Source organism: Psychrobacter sp. DWR1-2-3 (assembly GCF_049896465.1).
Taxonomy (GTDB): Bacteria; Pseudomonadota; Gammaproteobacteria; order Pseudomonadales; family Moraxellaceae; genus Psychrobacter; species Psychrobacter maritimus.
This window is the reverse complement of record NZ_JAFCUJ010000001.1, coordinates 267,726-284,869: the sequence shown is the minus strand read 5'-3', so window position 1 is coordinate 284,869 and position 17,144 is coordinate 267,726. Positions and strand designations below refer to the sequence as shown.

The 17,144-nt window shown below is 44.8% G+C and carries 16 protein-coding genes; 6 read left to right on the top strand and 10 right to left on the bottom strand.

The features are described from left to right. Positions 1-34: 34 nt before the first annotated feature. The 7 genes from ACP7AA_RS01115 to mrdA form a co-directional block, all read right to left on the bottom strand. A complete protein-coding gene (locus ACP7AA_RS01115) occupies positions 35-844 on the bottom strand; it encodes a segregation and condensation protein A (protein ID WP_201625127.1) in 810 nt (269 codons plus the stop codon). A gap of 180 nt (positions 845-1,024) precedes the next feature. Further along, positions 1,025-2,104, bottom strand: coding sequence for a tryptophan--tRNA ligase (locus ACP7AA_RS01110; RefSeq protein ID WP_426222398.1), 1,080 nt, complete (start codon positions 2,102-2,104; stop codon positions 1,025-1,027). Between the two features lie 163 nt (positions 2,105-2,267). Beyond that, positions 2,268-3,377: a lipid A biosynthesis acyltransferase gene (locus ACP7AA_RS01105; RefSeq protein WP_426222397.1), complete on the bottom strand. Its 1,110-nt coding sequence runs from the start codon at positions 3,375-3,377 to the stop codon at positions 2,268-2,270. 291 nt (positions 3,378-3,668) lie between these two features. Next, positions 3,669-4,055 carry a 30S ribosomal protein S9 gene (rpsI, locus tag ACP7AA_RS01100; RefSeq protein ID WP_183620735.1) on the bottom strand — a complete coding sequence of 129 codons (387 nt, stop codon included), beginning with the start codon at positions 4,053-4,055 and terminating at the stop codon, positions 3,669-3,671. Between the two features lie 10 nt (positions 4,056-4,065). Next, positions 4,066-4,494, bottom strand: coding sequence for a 50S ribosomal protein L13 (gene rplM / locus ACP7AA_RS01095; protein WP_183620736.1), 429 nt, complete (start codon positions 4,492-4,494; stop codon positions 4,066-4,068). A 211-nt stretch (positions 4,495-4,705) separates the two neighbouring features. Beyond that, entirely contained in the window at positions 4,706-5,398 is a 693-nt protein-coding gene (gene rsmD, locus ACP7AA_RS01090) for a 16S rRNA (guanine(966)-N(2))-methyltransferase RsmD (protein WP_426222396.1), read from the bottom strand. A gap of 64 nt (positions 5,399-5,462) precedes the next feature. Beyond that, on the bottom strand, positions 5,463-7,454 hold the full coding sequence (gene mrdA / locus ACP7AA_RS01085; RefSeq protein WP_426222395.1) for a penicillin-binding protein 2: 1,992 nt from the start codon (positions 7,452-7,454) through the stop codon (positions 5,463-5,465). 667 nt (positions 7,455-8,121) lie between these two features. Between mrdA and ACP7AA_RS01080 the strand changes: the two genes are divergently transcribed. The 6 genes from ACP7AA_RS01080 (at position 8,122) to adk (ending at position 15,167) form a co-directional block, all read left to right on the top strand. Beyond that, positions 8,122-9,456 (top strand): hypothetical protein, encoded by a 1,335-nt coding sequence (locus ACP7AA_RS01080; protein ID WP_426222394.1) that lies wholly within the window; start codon positions 8,122-8,124, stop codon positions 9,454-9,456. Positions 9,457-9,696: 240 nt separating this feature from the next. Further along, positions 9,697-11,706 (top strand): heme lyase CcmF/NrfE family subunit, encoded by a 2,010-nt coding sequence (locus tag ACP7AA_RS01075; protein WP_201565193.1) that lies wholly within the window; start codon positions 9,697-9,699, stop codon positions 11,704-11,706. 1 nt (position 11,707) lies between these two features. Then, positions 11,708-12,394 carry a DsbE family thiol:disulfide interchange protein gene (locus tag ACP7AA_RS01070; protein ID WP_271134147.1) on the top strand — a complete coding sequence of 229 codons (687 nt, stop codon included), beginning with the start codon at positions 11,708-11,710 and terminating at the stop codon, positions 12,392-12,394. A gap of 56 nt (positions 12,395-12,450) precedes the next feature. Continuing rightward, on the top strand, positions 12,451-13,014 hold the full coding sequence (locus ACP7AA_RS01065; protein WP_374220415.1) for a cytochrome c-type biogenesis protein: 564 nt from the start codon (positions 12,451-12,453) through the stop codon (positions 13,012-13,014). Then, positions 13,011-14,291: a c-type cytochrome biogenesis protein CcmI gene (gene ccmI / locus ACP7AA_RS01060; protein ID WP_201625096.1), complete on the top strand. Its 1,281-nt coding sequence runs from the start codon at positions 13,011-13,013 to the stop codon at positions 14,289-14,291. Before ACP7AA_RS01065 ends, ccmI begins: the two co-directional genes overlap by 4 nt. A gap of 219 nt (positions 14,292-14,510) precedes the next feature. Next, complete coding sequence (adk, locus tag ACP7AA_RS01055; protein WP_201565190.1) at positions 14,511-15,167, top strand: adenylate kinase; 657 nt, start codon at positions 14,511-14,513, stop codon at positions 15,165-15,167. Between the two features lie 207 nt (positions 15,168-15,374). Here the strand turns inward: adk and secB are convergent, their stop codons facing one another. From secB to ACP7AA_RS01040, 3 genes are all read right to left on the bottom strand, one after another. Further along, positions 15,375-15,827 (bottom strand): protein-export chaperone SecB, encoded by a 453-nt coding sequence (gene secB / locus ACP7AA_RS01050; RefSeq protein ID WP_149488954.1) that lies wholly within the window; start codon positions 15,825-15,827, stop codon positions 15,375-15,377. A gap of 196 nt (positions 15,828-16,023) precedes the next feature. Next, on the bottom strand, positions 16,024-16,287 hold the full coding sequence (gene grxC / locus ACP7AA_RS01045) for a glutaredoxin 3 (protein WP_201619759.1): 264 nt from the start codon (positions 16,285-16,287) through the stop codon (positions 16,024-16,026). Between the two features lie 330 nt (positions 16,288-16,617). Continuing rightward, positions 16,618-17,073: a rhodanese-like domain-containing protein gene (locus ACP7AA_RS01040; RefSeq protein WP_201565188.1), complete on the bottom strand. Its 456-nt coding sequence runs from the start codon at positions 17,071-17,073 to the stop codon at positions 16,618-16,620. Between the last annotated feature and the right edge of the window lie 71 nt (positions 17,074-17,144).

The window sequence follows — 17,144 nt, the reverse complement described above, 5'->3', positions numbered from 1 at the left end:
GCACATATTCTCTATTAAAGAAGACCATTAAGCATTAAGCCAGCCACTGTAACGTTAATTGTCCTATGTGGCTGTTTTCTGCAAACTCATCGTCAGCAGCAGTACCGTGACCTTTTAAATCAGCGTTTATAACACCAACCAACTGCCGTTTCATGAGCTCTAAGACTGCGACAAAGCTAACCACCACACCTATCTTACCTTGGGTTTTATCCAACAGCTCATAAAAAGAGTGCTCGCCATCCGTGCTTAGCTGCCTACTAATACTGGCAATACGGTCGGAAAGGGGCACGGCATCAACTTTGATAGTATGCATCTGATAATCAGGCTGTAGCTGCATTTTAAATAAGCTATCAATCAAAAGGTTCGGCGAGTAACTGGGTAATTCCGCATTCATAACGTCTTGACTGGGCATACTGACCATCGCTAAAAACACATCGCGCTCAAGACGCACCAGATTGTCCAAACGCTGACTGGCCACTTTAATTTGCGCATATTCTTCAAGGCGCTCAATCAGCTCAGTTTTTGGATCACGCTCATCGCTTGGCGTTTCGGGCTTTGGTAGTAGCAGCTCGGTTTTAATCGCAATCAAGGTTGATGCCATCAGCAGATAGTCACCGGCCAATTCAAAATGTTCGGTATCCAGCTCACTGATATAAGCCAAATACTGCTCTGTAATCGGCAATATCGGCATTTGGGTCAGATCAACGTTATTTTTTTTGACCAGATATAATAAAAAATCTAATGGTCCTGCAAACTGCTCTAACCAAATGGCAAACGCTTGCGGCGGCACATATAAATCTTCTGGTAGATGCTGCACCGGCGTCTGATAAATGCGCAGCGACATGTCATTGATAGCTAAATGTTCGTGTTGGCCATCATGCTCGCCATTGCTATCTATAAGCTCAGAGTTTTGATACGCGCCTACAAGAGAAGCGGCTTTTGTTAAAGCCGCTGGTTGATTTGTTAGCTCAGTCTGCACGCTTAGCATCCGCTTTGATTACGATAAGTTAAAGCAGTCAAAGACTTACTTAAGCTTAGCAAGTGGACGGATACCAATGGCACGACGAGTCTTATCTAGTTGCTTACGACTATGGCGTCGCGCTTTTTCTGCGCCCATCTGTAAGATTTCTTCCAGCTCTTTTGGATTGGCCATCAGTTCTTCATAACGTGCGCGGAATGGAGCAATCTCGCTATTGATTTTGTCAAACAGGGCTTGCTTGGCATCACCCCAGCCAATACCGGCGGCATACTGCGCCCGCATATCTGCAATCTCGGTAGGCGTCGCAAAAGCTTTATAAATCTCGAAAATAGCTGAATCATCAGGGTCTTTTGGCTCAGACGGTAACTGCGAATTGGTCACAATTTTCATGATGGCTTTATGCATCTGTTTTTCGGCGCTGACTTGCGGATTAGAATCACCAAATAATGGGATGGTATTGCCATAGCTCTTGCTCATTTTACGTCCATCAAGACCCGTCAGTAGTGGGATATCGTCATCTACAACCGCAGATGGGAGCGTAAAGAGGGGTTTATAGCGATGGTTAAAGGTACCTGCAATATCACGTGCCATCTCGACATGCTGAATCTGGTCTCGACCAACAGGCACATGCGTGGCGTTGAACATCAGGATATCGGCTGCCATCAGTACAGGGTAGCCAAATAGACCCATATTGATACCTTGGTCAGGATCGACATCTTCTTTTTGCATATTGATGTCGACTGCCGCTTTATAAGCATGCGCACGATTCATCAAACCTTTGGCGCATGAGCAGTTTAAAATCCAGGCAAGCTCTGGTATTTCGGGCACATCTGATTGACGGTAAAAGGTCACACGCTCAGGGTCAAGACCACAGGCAATCCAAGTCGCTGCAATGGCTTTGGTCGATTCATGAATAATAGTAGGGTCATAACAGCCAATAATGCCATGGTAATCTGCCAAAAAGAAAAACGCTTCGTCGTCACTGTTTTGGATAGACTGAATCGCTGGACGAATCGCGCCAACGTAATTGCCTAAATGTAAAGTACCAGTCGGTTTGATGCCGGTTAGGATACGTTTACTTTCTATTTTAGCTGCGTCTGTAACTGCGTCAGTTTGGGTGCTCATGAAAAATCCGTTATTTTGTTTCTCACGTTATTATTGATATCAGTGAGTTATTGATGTAAATGAGTTATTAATATAACTAAGTTAATAATATAGATAATATACAGGATAAAATATCAGCTACAAAGTATAGCAAATTTCGTCGCGATGTTATTGCCAAAAAAGGCTACCGATAGATATCAGTACGACCATTAGGGCCGTTTTTAAAGCGGCGATGAAACCACATCCACTGGGTCGGATCGATACGAATCAATCCTTCTAGCACTTCATTAACGCGCGTTGCATCGGCAATCTCGTCATCACTTGGATAATTATCAAGCTCTGGCGTAATGGTTAAATGATAATGCGGACGTTTGCCCTTTGGTAGGCTATCTGGCGTTTGCCGATAGGTATGCAGTGCCATAAGTGCAGGCGGATGCTGTTTGTCGCCCAGTTTGGCCATACGCCGTGAGGCCGTGATAGTAGCTGCTGGCACACCAAAAAATGGTGCCATGACGCCTTGTTTTAATCCGTAATCTTGGTCAGGTGAATACCAAATCACGTGGCCTGCTTTAATCGACTCAACAAAGCTACGCATGTCTCTACTGGCTATTTGCTTACTTAATATATTGGTGCGTCCATTATAGATAAACCAATCGAGCAAAGCGTTATTCTGGGGACGATACATGCCATCCATAGGGAAAAACTGCGTACATAGCATACCGCCAAGATCGAGCATCGTATAATGTGCCCCAAGCAAAATCACAGGACGACCTTCTTTTTGGGCATTAACTAAGTGCTGTAAGCCTGAGATAGAAACCGTACGCGTGAAAATATTGGGACGAAACCAAGCGCATAGCGTTTCAAACACCCCAATACCTTGATTGACAAAAACTTGCTTTGCCATCAGCTCGCGCTCAGCTTCTGGCTTTTCTGGAAAAGCCAGTCTTAAGTTAATCAAGGTATCACGTCTGCGTGAGCTTGCTACTTTGTAGATTAAAATACCCAGCTTACGACCTAGCCAAAACTGCCAACGTAATGGCAGATATATCATCGGTAGAAAGATCGCCAAGACTAGCCAAATACCCCAATATTTAGGCAATAAAAACTGCCATTGAAAGGGTTTCTTATCCACTTGCGCCGTTTGCTTATGCGTTTGCGTAATCGTTGGCGTGCCGATAGGGATAGCAGGTGACTTAGCCATTTTGCTATGTTTATTGTTATGCTCACCGGCCGTCGGTGTAGGCATATCGGTTTTTGCGGGCTTACTAGGGTCGTATTGTTCGGGGGCTTTCATAATAAGGACAAGGTAATAAAAGTTATGATTATGATGAGGCAGTGAGCGCGGCTTTGCAAGGTGATTTATGCACAAAAACTGGCACAGCTAAAAACCATCATTCAAAAATCCTCGCTAAAAACTGTCGTTAAAAAAGCATGGCTAAAAATAATCGCTATAAACCAGCCATAAAAAAACCTTATAAGCTGTGACCAGCTTATAAGGTTTTGCAAATCTATTCTTTTGCTTAATACTACTATGGCGACTCTGAGATAAAGACGGCAGCAGTAAAAAGCAAAGAGATAGCTTTGATTAACGTTTCGAGAATTGTGGACGTTTACGTGCTTTACGTAGACCCAATTTCTTACGTTCAACTTGACGCGAGTCACGAGTAACAAAACCAGCTGCTTTTAGAGCAGGTTTGTTAGACTCATCAAGCTCAATCAATGCACGCGTGATGCCGTGACGGATTGCGCCAGCTTGACCACTAATACCGCCACCTTTTACAGTGATGTAAAGGTCATAAGCAGTAGGGGTGTCAAGTAATTCTAAAGGCTGACGAACAACCATACGCGACGTTTCGCGGCTGAAATACTCATCAAGTGGTTTGCCGTTAACAACGATAGCACCAGTACCTTTAGCTAAAAAGACACGAGCGGTAGAAGTTTTGCGACGACCAGTTCCGTAATTGCGTTCCATAAGTATATCCTTAGATGTCTAGTTCTTTAGGTTGCTGAGCTTCATGTGGATGTTCGGTACCCGCATATAGTTTCAGCTTTTTGATCATCGCGTAGCCAAGAGGACCTTTTGGAAGCATACCCTTAACCGCTTTGTGTAGAACATCTTCAGGCTTATGTGCAATCAGCTTGGTGAAGTTGGTTTCTTTAATACCGCCTGGGTAACCACTGTGACGATAGTACTTTTTATCTTGTGCTTTTTTACCCGTTACCGCGATTTTCTCTGCGTTGATAACAACGATAAAATCACCAGTATCTACGTGAGGCGTATAACAAGTTTTATGTTTGCCACGTAAGCGTGTAGCGATTTGAGTAGCTAGGCGACCAAGGGTTTTGCCGTCAGCATCTACGACATACCAGTCATGGGTCACTTCAGCTGGTTTTGCACTAAGTGTTTTCATGATAAAACCTTAAAATTAGAATTCGTTGAGAGTTTAGCTGGGAACGGGGCTCTCAAAAAACAGACTGCACATTATAAGCAGTAGCGCCTACGCTTGCAAGCTGCATTGGGGTTTATTTTCGCCTTATATACATTAAACTGCAGCGTTGGCCAGTTTTTTAGCGGTTTTAAACATTTGTAAAATTTGTTAATCGTTTTTATTAACCAGACAATTATGACGATGATAGACGATAAAGTCCAGCGACAACTTGTCCGACTTTAGTTTGTTTTAGGCAATCAAAACCTATGATGCCTTGCGTTGTCTCTGCTTGAGGCGCAGAGCTTTCGTTAAGACTGGCTATCAATTGATTCAATTGCAGCGTTAAATCTTTATCCGCTTCTAAATAAATCAGCGTTTCTGTGGTGATTAAGGACTGTTTTATCAATGCCGTTAAAATCGGCTGCCATAAATCTTGCGCATAAGGTGGGTCGATAAAGACGATATCAAAATGATGAGGAAGGGTTTGGTTTTGGGTCAGTACTTGCTCAGCTGTGCCTTGGATAATTTGATAAGTATTAGTGGCTAGGCGTAATTGCTCGGTGCTTTGGCGCAGCATGTTGCTTTGTGCCGGATTTATTTCGATAAAGGTAGTATGCGCCGCGCCACGTGATAATGCTTCGAAGCCTAAAACACCGCTGCCAGCGCAGCTATCAAGCACTTGGGCGTCATGAATATCAGCAATCAACCAATTAAATAAGGTTTCACGCAGGCGGTCTGGGGTAGGACGCAAGCCTTCGGCATCGATAAAACTCACGCTACGGCGCTTAAACTGACCACCGATAATACGTACATCACCAGCAGCACTGTTTTTCGTTTTTGCTTTATGTGTTTTTTTAGGCTGTCGCGTACTGGATATTTTTTTCATAGCGCTTTCTTATTAACCCTGTTATTAACCATCTTATCAACCGTTTTATTGACTCACGCTATCCTCACTCAGAGGTAGCAGCGGTCGTAGTTGTTTCCGCACCTTGCGCTTCTGCTTGCTCTGCGAGCGCCTGTTCTTTATCACGTACCGCATCACGCATGGCTTTTTCAAACGCTTTTTGCCGTTTAATGACTTTTAATTGATCGGCAGTAGGTGGCAAAATAGGGTCGGTTTTACGCTGTAACATCCAGTAATCAAATAAGGCGCGCCCGATAGGAGCTGCAACGGCACTACCGCCACCGCCGTTTTCGACCAGTACCGCAAGAGCGATTTCTGGTGCTTCAACAGGAGCAAAACCATTAAACCAAGCATGATCCCAATGGCGTTTATCAAGGGCGGCTTTGTTATAGCTTTTACCTTGGGCAATCGATTTCACCTGTGCCGTTCCGGTTTTACCAGCAATGCGATAGCGTGGCGTATAAATACCACGCCCTGTACCTGCTTTGATGGTGTCTTCCATCGCATCGTGCATACGCAACCAGTCAGAAGGTTTACCGTTGTATTCGATTTTGCCATCAGGCTTGGTAATCACGTCGACCGCTGCTGCCCCATCGCTACTTTTTAATAAATGCGGGGTGATATGATAGCCCTTATTGGCGGTCATGGCGGTGGCATTGGCAATCTGTAACGGGGTGGCCAAGAAATACCCTTGTCCGATACTGACAGAGATGGTTTCACCCGGTAGCCAGCCCTTGTCATAAGTGTCTTTTTTCCATTTTGGCGAGGGCATAATGCCTGGTTTTTCATTGGGCAGGTCAATACCCGTTTGTTCGCCAAAACCAAAGCGTACCATCCAGTCGTGCAAGCGCTGAATACCCATCTCATATGCCAGCTTATAATAATAAGTATCGACCGACATCACGATAGATTTCTTTAAATTCACCGTACCGTGTCCGCCTTTTTTCCAGTCACGAAAACGGTGTGAATCACCGGGCAGACTAAAATAACCGGGGTCATAAATGGTGGTTTCCCAATCACGTAAGCCGTAATGAATACCGCCTAAACCTTCAAAGGGCTTAATCGTTGAGCCGGGCGGATAGGTGCCTTGTAGCGCGCGATTATAGAGCGGCTGATCAAGGTCTTCTCGCAGGTCGCCATAATCTCTAAAAGAGATACCAGAGATAAAGGGATTGGGGTCATAGCTTGGATTACTGACGAACGCCAATACATCGCCGTTTTTTGGGTCGATGGCGACGATGGCGCCGCGGCGACCATCAAGCTGCTGCTGAGCAATGGTCTGTAAGCCATAATCTAAACTTAGAGTTATATCATTACCGGCGATTGGCGCTTTGGTATCGAGCTGGCGTATGACATTGCCGTGCGCATCGGTTTCTACGGACTGATAGCCCGGTTGCCCAAGTAAAATATCTTCATAAAAATCTTCAATGCCAATCTTGCCGATAAGGTCGGTGCCGGCATAGCGATCTTTATTGATTTGCTTCGACTCTTTATCGTTAATCCGTCCGACGTAACCAATCACATGGGCAAACAGCTCATCATAAGGATAAGAGCGCGTGAGCTTGCTCTGAATACTGACGCCACGAAAAAAGGGTTTTCGCTCACTAAACTGTGCCAATTGTGCTTCAGTTAAATCAATCTTGATGGTCACAGGGTCGTTTTTGGTTTTGCTTAAGCGAGCCAAGATATCGGTGATATTTTCATCTGTTAAATCAAAGATAGGCGCGAGCAAATTTAGCGTGCGTTCTGGGTCTTCGACTTCATCAGGGCTCAGCATGGCAGTAAATACTGGCTGATTGTCCGCAAGGATAACGCCGTTTCGATCGTAAATATAACCGCGACTGGGCGGCGCAGAAATCAGCTTAATGCGATTGTTATCGGCTTGGGTGGTGTACTTATCGTGGGCATAGACTTGCAGATAACCATAGCGCGCAATCAAAGCCGTCAAACCCAAAAACATGCACAGCCCAAGGATAATAACGCGGCTGGTAAATATGCGATTAACCTGTTCGGTATCGGGAGTGAGCGGTTTGTTCATATAAAGTCAGTACCCGGACGGTCAGTGAATCGGTCGTTTATGAATTGATAAGTTGATAATGAATAAATCAATAACAGTTAGTGAGAAATAGAGTGCTAGGTTCAGGTATTTAAAGCGAGGTGAGCATAAAGGATAAGCCACACTCTTTCAATAACATAGCCTGATATTTTATCAATAAATCTCGATTGATTTGCTTGAGTATAGCGGCTAACCATTCACGCAAGGCAACCATAAATTATAACAGAACAAATGCATTGACGCAGTACGCTGTTATTTATTTTAGAGGGTCGTCATTATAATAATTATCTTTGTTGTTAGCATGGCTGTTGTCGCCGTTTTTAGTGTGGCTATCTGGGTTCTCTTTTCATCGAATTAGACACTGTAACGGTTGATATGCTGATGGTTCATGCTGCTAGATGATAGTAAAGGTTTTAGAGTTGAGAGTAGCGGGCAAAACGTGTCATCGCTAGTCACAACTTGCCGAGGGTCGATATGTGCTAATGAATAGCAAGTATGCTAAAATCAGGCGATTTATTTTAGCCAGTTAGCGCGTTATTTCTTAGCTATGTGGTTATTGGGGATAGAGCGGCTTTTTGTTAAGCGTTCTTAATCTGCTCAGGATATTTGGTTAACAACGACAATCATTACCTCAAGGATAATTAGAGTCATGGATGCAAATTCATTGTGGCAGACGATAGCGGAACATCCCGAGTTTTTTGCTATGCTGACCATTCCACCGGTGACCGCATTTGTCACTTGGATACATGTGTGGATGGCACTCAAGATGCTATTTTATCCGGTTAAGTTTTGGGGCATTCGGATTCCAAACTTCCCGTTTTTTGGCTTACCGGGGTTAGGTTGGCAAGGTATTGTACCGCGAAAGGCTGGCAAGATATCGGGCGTTATCGTTGATCAGACGCTCTCAAAGCTCGGTTCGCTCGATGAGTTTTTTCAGGCGATGGAGCCTGCGCAGATGGCGGTATTTATCACCAATGCGGTCGATGAAAACCTTGAAGTATTGATTGATGAGATTATGCTTGACCATTCGCCAGCGCTGTGGGGCAATCTTCCTTACGCATTAAAGCGCCGCGTCTATGCCCAAGCGCATCAAGAGTTGCCAAATATTATGCAATCCTTGGTGACAGATTTGACCTATCACGTCGAAGATTTGGTCGATATGCGTAAGATGATTGTCAATAAAATGGAAAGCGACCGTCGCTTGATGGTCAATATGTTCCTCAAAGTCGGGCAAAAAGAGATCGATTTTATTTGGCATATCAGTGCTTTGATTGGCTTGATATTCGGTATTATCCAAATGTTTATATTTTTGGTGGTGCCGCAGCATTGGACCGTACCGTTTTTTGCCGCCATTTGGGGTTTTCTGACCAACTGGATTGCGATTTGGATGGTCTTTAACCCAGTTGAGCCGCATTTTATCCCTTATGTGAAGTTTTTTGCGCTGCAAAGCCGCTTTCCATTTATTAAGCTGCAGCTACCGCATATCGCTCAATACCGCTTTCAAGGTGGCTTTATGAAGCGCCAAGAGGAAGTCTCTGAGGTTTTTGCTGAGATTGTGGTCAAAGATTTGGTGACACTTGAGAACATCATGAATGAGATGATGTATGGTGACCGCGCCATAGAAACGCGTGAGCTGATGAAATCTCACCTGTATAAGGTGTTAGAATCGCCAGTTATCAGTACCACATTAAGAGTAGGACTGGGTCGCCGTGAGTTTGGACAATTAAAAAATACCATTATCGACAAATCAATCGTCGCTACCATGGTGCCACTGCGTGACCCTGAGCTCAATGAAAGCCGAGCCAGTAAAATTTTTGGGCTGTTTCGCGACCGTATTCGCGCGTTATCACCCGATGAGTTTCAAAACCTATTGCGTCCCGCTTTTCGTGAAGATGAGATGACGCTGATTGTACTGGGCGGCTTGACAGGCTTTTTGGCAGGTTGGCTGCATCTGGTCTTGGTGTTTTTCCCTGCCATGCAGTGATAGATGGTTTTTTATGTTCTTTACACACATCGCATACAGAGTGGATACAGAAACGTGACAAGTTGACGCTAATGTACCATGCTGTAAGCGCCTGAAGCTGCAACGGCTGATGGCGATAAGCGTATAATAATAGCAACCGAAAACACCTACAGTAACGAATACGGGATACTTTCGAATATCCCGCAACACCAATCCCTAAAATAAACAATGACCGTATTAAGGTAAACAAGGTTAGACCGTATGTTAATCACAGAATTGGGTTATTTTGCCTTGCTGGCCGCTTTCGTATTGGCGATTTTGCAGGTGGTACTACCAACTATTGGCGTCATGAATAACCATGTTGCTTGGCAGCGTCTTGCACCAAGCTTAGCATGGGCACAATTTGCGGCCATGATTGTCTCGTTTGGTGCATTGATGGCAGGCTTTTATTTTAATGACTTTAGCTTGGTCTACGTCACTCAGCATTCTAATACCTTGTTGCCTTGGTATTATAAATTGTCCGCGACGTGGGGCGGGCATGAAGGCTCGCTATTGCTTTGGATGACCATTATGGCCACTTGGTGTGCCTTGGTCTCCTACTTTAGCCGTGGTTTGCCATTGTCAATGCGCGCACGCGTACTAGTGATATTGGCGGGCGTACAGATGATGATGCTGGCGATGCTAATCTTCACCTCGTCACCGTTTGATCGCACTTTGCCAAACTTACCGGTCGATGGCGCGGATTTAAATCCTGTGCTCCAAGATTTCGGTTTGATTATCCATCCACCGATGCTTTATATGGGCTATGTGGGTATGGTTGTGCCGTTTGCCTTTTGTATGGCGGCATTATGGGAAGGGCGCTTGGATGCAGTCTGGACCCGTTGGTCGCGTCCATGGGCGCTGGCTGCTTGGGGCTTTTTAACAATTGGTATCGCACTTGGCTCTTGGTGGGCGTATTACGAGCTTGGCTGGGGCGGTTGGTGGTTCTGGGATCCGGTAGAAAACGCTTCACTGATGCCTTGGCTTGCCGGTTTAGCCTTGCTGCATTCGTTGGCAGTGACTGAGAAGCGCGGTGTGTTTAAAGCGTGGACCATTATGCTGGCCATCTTTGCTTTTGCCTTAAGTCTCTTGGGTACTTTCCTTGTACGTTCAGGGGTCATTACCTCGGTGCATTCGTTTGCTGCTGACCCAACGCGTGGCCTAGTCATTTTAGTGATTCTGGGCATTATCGTTGGTGGTGGACTGTTGATGTTTGCCATTCGCGGTTGGCGTTTGACGGTTGAAAGTCAGTATCAGCTGGTATCGCGTGAATCATTTTTAGTGATTAATAACGTTATTATCCTCATTGCAACCTTAGTGGTATTACTTGGGACGCTTTATCCTATTATCGCTGACTCCTTTAATTTGGGTCAGGTCTCTGTAGGCCCTCCATATTTTAATGCGCTATTTGTGCCATTAACTTGGTTGCTGCTAATAGCGATGGGCATGGGTTCTAATATCCGCTGGAAGAAAGACAGTCGTCCGCTATTGGGCGCAGGCATGGTCATTGCGGTCAGCAGTCTGGTATTGGCGGCGATTATTGCTTATTTTGTCAGCCCGTCCGATATGCTTAATATTGGCGTGACGCTAGCGGTGAGCTTTTGGGTCTTATTTTGGATGGTCGTCGACTTTAAAGACAAAACCAAAAATGCCCCGAGTTTCTTTAAGGGTCTAGGTCAATTACGTTTGAGCTATTGGGGTCAACAGACCGCGCATATTGGGGTAATCATAGCCGTCATAGGTGTTGCCTTTACCAGTACCTTGAGTATCGAGCGTGATGTGGCATTGGGCGAAAATGATACCGTGCATGTGCAGGGCTATGATTTTGAAGTTAAAGACTTCCATGAAGTCAGAGGCAGTAACTTTGATGGTATGCAAGCGCAGGTCGAGGTGACTAAAGACGGTCAAAAAGTGACGACTTTATATCCTGAAAAACGTACTTATGTGATTAGTATGATGCCAATGACCGAGGCGGCGATTGATGCCAGCCTCATGCGTGATGTCTATGTGGCACTCGGCGAGCCTATCGCTGAAGACAGCAATAAGTGGGCGGTACGTATTTATGTTAAGCCACTCATTCGCTGGATATGGCTTGGCGCGATTATCATGGCATTAGGTGGTTTATTAAGTATGCTCGATAGCCGCTATCGTATTAAAAAGACTAAAACATCCGCTCAAATTGCGGCAAATAAAGCCGGCTTTATCACTGAAGCTGAAATAGGGGAGAAATAAGATGAGTCCATCAGATAATTCTTCCCAAAAAACGCCTGACAATAAAGGTGCTGCTAACAACAAAGCGGCTGCTAATAATAAACCTACTAAAACCATGAAAAAAAGCCAGATGAAAATATGGTTTTTGATTCCGCTGATTGTCTTTGCTGGTTTTGTGGTCATGCTATATATGCGCTTGGGTCAGCCGACGGATATCGTCACCAACACCGCCCTTGAGCGTCCGGTGCCGACGTTTGAGCTGCCATTATTGTCAGATACCAGTCGTATCATGACCAACGACAATCTGCCGGATCAGCCGTTTTTGATGAACATTTGGGGCTCTTGGTGCCCAACTTGTATCATCGAACATCCTTTTTTGATGCAATTAGAAGAACGCGGTGTCAATCTGGTTGGGGTGAACTATAAAGATGATATCGGTAATGCCCTAGGATATCTAAATCGCGGCGGCGATCCTTTTTCGATGTCTATTCAGGATTTGTCCGGTCAATTTGCTCTAGACTTAGGGCTGACTGGCGCGCCTGAAACCTTTGTGGTTGATGGTGAAGGTATTATTCGTCAGCATATCGTTGGTGAAATTAATGAGAGCAATTGGCAAAGCCGTATCACGCCTTGTTTGATGCTGCTCAACGAAGCTGATAAGAACAATGTTAGCCCAGACGCTACTCAGGTTAAGGAGATGTGCAAATGACGGCTCTCTACTTAAAAGCTAGGCGCGTACAAGCAATGCACCTAACAGTTATGCAAATGAAAAACCTCACGATAAAGCTAGCAGGCTTACTGCTTGCTTGTCTGCTCAGTTTTGGCATTAGTTTTAGTGCGCATGCAGCGATTGAAGTTTATGACTTCGACTCCGTACAACAAGAAGCGCAGTATCGCGGTCTTATCGAAGAGCTGCGCTGTCCAAAATGCCAAAACCAAAATCTAGCGGGTTCTGATGCGCCGATTGCGCAAGATTTAAAGCAAAAAACCTATGATTTGATTAAAGAAGGTCGTAGTGATACCGAGATACGTGCTTATATGCAAGAGCGTTATGGCGATTTTATTACTTATAAGCCGCCCGTACGTCCGTCGACATGGATACTATGGTTTTTCCCGCCATTACTATTGATTGTGTTGGTGATTGGCTGGTTTTGGCAAAGCAAACGCAGCCAGCGCGTTGCCCGTGGTCAAAGCGGCGTCACCGTAGATAGCGTTGCGGCGTTATCAGCGGCAGAAAAAGCGGAACTTGATCGTCTGTTATCGCGTAGCAATAAACATAGCAATGACAATAACGAGCATGACATCACCAGTACAGAGGACAAAAAATGACCCTATTTTCTACTTTTGGCTTATTTATTGCCCTAAGCTTACTGATTGCGCTGTTACTGGCGGTCATCGTTATCATGCCATGGTTACGAGCATCACGCTTACGAGACAAGCCGGTTGACAATCAGCTGCTAGATATTAATATTGCGGTATTTCGTGAGCGCCTAGCAGAGCTGCAAACGGATAAAGACGGTGGCACTATCGATGAAGTGCATTACCAAAATCAAAAGCTGGAGCTTGAGCGTCAGTTATTGGATGCGCAGCGTACCGTAACGCCGATGGTTGCGCCCGGTATCAAAAGCCGTCTAATTATCATGGTATGGGTGCCAGCATTAGCGGGACTAGCGTACTTTTTAATCAGCGACCGCACGCCGGTGTTTGAATTGTGGGCAGCGGAAGATAAAGTTGCGCAAGTAGCAGATGACTTATTGACCGGTAAAATCGATCAGCCGCCCGCTTGGGCGATTGAAGATGGTACGCAACTGATTAGTGCCATGCAGACCAACGTTTATCGTCATGCTGATGACCCTGATCGCTGGATGCGTCTGTCTGAACTATTCTTATCATTAGAAGCCACTGATTCAGCACTTGAAGCATTGTCGCGCGCTTATCGTTTGTCACCAGACAACGAAGAGATTGCCACGACTTATGCACAAATCAGCTTTTTTGCCAATAAAGGCCAGCTCGATGCCAATAGTCGCCGCGTCTTACAAGATGTACTGGCGAAAAACCCGCAGCATGAAGGCGCTCAAATGCTAATGGCAATGGGTGAGGCACGCGGTAATAACTTTGAGCAAGCACAAGGCTGGATTAAGCGTCTACGCGCCAGTATAGCCGCCAAACCGGGCGACCATAGCCAAGCGCTGGCAAGTCTTGATGAGTTGAGTGCGAATGTAAGCACGCAGCAGCAGCAAGCTTCTGAAGGCATTGACGTGACTGTCTCTATTAGTGACAGTCTGTTGCCATTGGTCAAAGCGGATGATGTGCTGTTTGTCGCTATCCGTGATGTCAAAGGTGGGCCGCCATTTGCCGCCAAGCGTTTACCGATTAGCGTGATTAAGCAAGGTGAGGCAAATATTAGCCTAAGCGACTTAGATGCGATGATGCCTGAGCGTACGCTGGCTTCTGCTCGCAGCGATAAAGTTCAGCTTGCCGTCATTGCGCGTATCAGCCATAGCGGTACTGCTACTGCTGAGTCAGGCGACTTATCTGGTAATCCTGTGGTGATTAGCGCTGACCAAAATCAGGTCAATGTGGCTATTAATCAGCAGATTCCTTAATGACTAAATATCAAGATATAAGTGGTTAATAATTGCGCGCTATCGGGCTTCTGATGGCGCGCAATCTTATCCTATGAACAGATAAGTCATCGTAACTTGCTGCATCAAGACTAAAAATACTTGAGCTTTTGAAGGCCACAAGGTAAGGTAAGCTCTGCAACCCACCAATCCCTAAGTTTTATTAGTCCCAAAATCCTATCTTTTAAGGAGAGTCGTATAATGATGCGTATTATTTTGCTAGGTCCACCAGGCGCCGGTAAAGGCACCCAAGCCCAGTTCATTTCTAAAGAATATGATATCCCGCAAATCTCAACGGGCGATATGCTACGTGCCGCAATCAAAGAAGGCAGCGAGCTTGGCAAACAAGCCAAAGACGTAATGAACGCTGGTGGTTTGGTTTCTGATGATCTTATCATTAACCTCGTGCAAGAACGCATCGCTAAGCCTGACTGTGTCAACGGCTGTATTTTAGATGGTTTCCCGCGTACCATTCCACAAGCCCAAGCGCTTGCAGATGCCAACGTGACGATTGACCATGTGATTGAAATCAGCGTGCCTGATGATGAAATCGTTAAGCGTTTATCAGGTCGTCGTCAGCATGCAGGTTCTGGTCGCGTTTATCATATCGACCACAATCCACCTAAGGTCGATGGTATTGACGATGTGACGGGCGAGCCGTTGATTCAGCGTGAAGACGACAAAGAATCTACCATTCGTGACCGTCTAGCGACTTATCATGAGCAGACGTCAACCTTGGTTGGTTTCTATCAAGATAAAGCCAAAGAAGGCGGCGACGCTCCTAAATATGACAAATTCGATGGCACTCAAGGCATTGATGATGTTAAACAGCAAATTTTATCTGCGCTAAAAGGCTAATGCTTTTTTAGAATTGCTGATAGGACTTGTTGATTAACAGTCATATTCAAAACCCTGCTACTTGTAATCACAAGCAGCAGGGTTTTTTAATGGTCAAGATAAACGCTAAAAAACCTCCATAAAAAAAGCCGCTCACTTAGAGAAGTAAACGGCTTTTCGCTACTATTAGTTTAATGTAGCTTAGCTAATGCTTTATCCTGCTAAGTGTTACGCATTACCTTGCGCATCAACTTGTGCTTGCTGTTGGCTTTGTGCGTATGCTTGGTCAAAGTTCACTGGCGCAAGCAATAACTGCGGGAAGCTACCACGCGTTACGATGTCGCTGATGACTTCACGAGCGTACGGGAACAACACGTTCGGGCAGTAAGCGCCTAGGATTTGACCGATTTGGTCTTCTGGAATATCTTTTAATAAGAAGATACCCGCTTGATGAACTTCGGCGATAAATGCCGCTTCTTCTGCGTTTTTAGCGTTTACACTGACTGTCAATACTACTTGGTAATGGTCGTCATCCAATTTTTCCGCATTGCTAGATAGATTGATATCAAGCTCAGGGTTCCACTCTTTGGTGAATACGCCCGCACCTGGGACTTCAAGTGACATGTCTTTTACATAAATGCGTTCTAGTGCCAATTGTGGTTGTGCTTGTTCTTCAGCCATGGTAATTCCTCTAAAAGTTAATCAAATAATGGGCAAATGGTCATTGTCATAAAATATCATTGTAATATAAATCGAGATAGAATTTTGAGATTTTATCTCGATGTTTTTCAGCAATATAGTTTTTAGCAAGGTGCTTTACCCTTGCCGCCGTCTATTTTTACCTCGATAAAAACAGACCGCAAAACAAGATAGCAAATTAACCTGCCAATAGCTCGTCAAGTTTGCCTTGTTGGTTCATTTGGTTAAGCTCATCAAAACCACCGACAAAGGTATCGCCAATAAAAATCTGTGGCACCGTGCGATAGTTATTGGTTTTTTGCATCAATGCTTGGCGCTCTTCACGGCTTATATCATGCATGCCAATCTCTTCATAATCAACGCCTTTGGTTTTTAGCAATTGCTTGGCGTTTGAGCAGTATGGGCAGATAGGGGTGGTGTAAACTTTCACAGATACAGTCATGGTTAATCCTTGTTTATAAATTTATGCGGCAACAGTTTTATTATAAGTAATATGATAAATAGTGATATAAAAAATCATAGCCTAGAAATGAGCATAATCCGTTACCAATATGTAAATTGCAAATCTATTCGATGCTGCTCAGTATAAAGTGGGGATGGCACTGCTAAATTCAAGCATTATTGGCTGAAAAGCGCTAACGGTAGCATAACTGCCACATAAAAAAAGACACCTTTTAAAGAGGTGTCTTTTAGATTAGCGCTGTATATTTCCAAAGCTACATTGTGCTTATACTTACTTAGCCCTGCATAAACCAACGCTGAATCTATTGTCTTACTTATGCAAACTTGGCTTGGCTTTGCCTTTATTCTTCGGCTTAGCATCTTTTACACCAACCAACGGCATGCCAGCGCCTTGCCAGCCGCCGATACCACCTTCTAGACGATAGACACTGTCTTTACCAATCATCTGAATCGCCGCGCCTGCTTGCACGCCCATATCACAAATGATAATCACTGGTTGCTCAATCGCACGAATTTCCTCAATGCGGTCTTTAAGCTCAGTGAAAGGTATGTTGCGGCTGCCTTGGATATAGCCGGTTTCAAATTTCTTTTTGGCGCGAATATCGATCAGCTGCGCATTTTGCGAGTTAACCATCATACCCAAGGTATTGGGCGATATTTTTCTGCCACTACGTTTGTTTTCAATAGCAAAAAATAGCACGGCAAGTACGGCTAATATACCAAATAAAAACGGGTGGTTGCCCACAAATTCCAGCGCACGATCCAAACCATACCTCCAAAAAAATAAGTGTTCGGTTAAGCTGAGAAGACAGCCTAACGATATGAACAAGGCGCTAT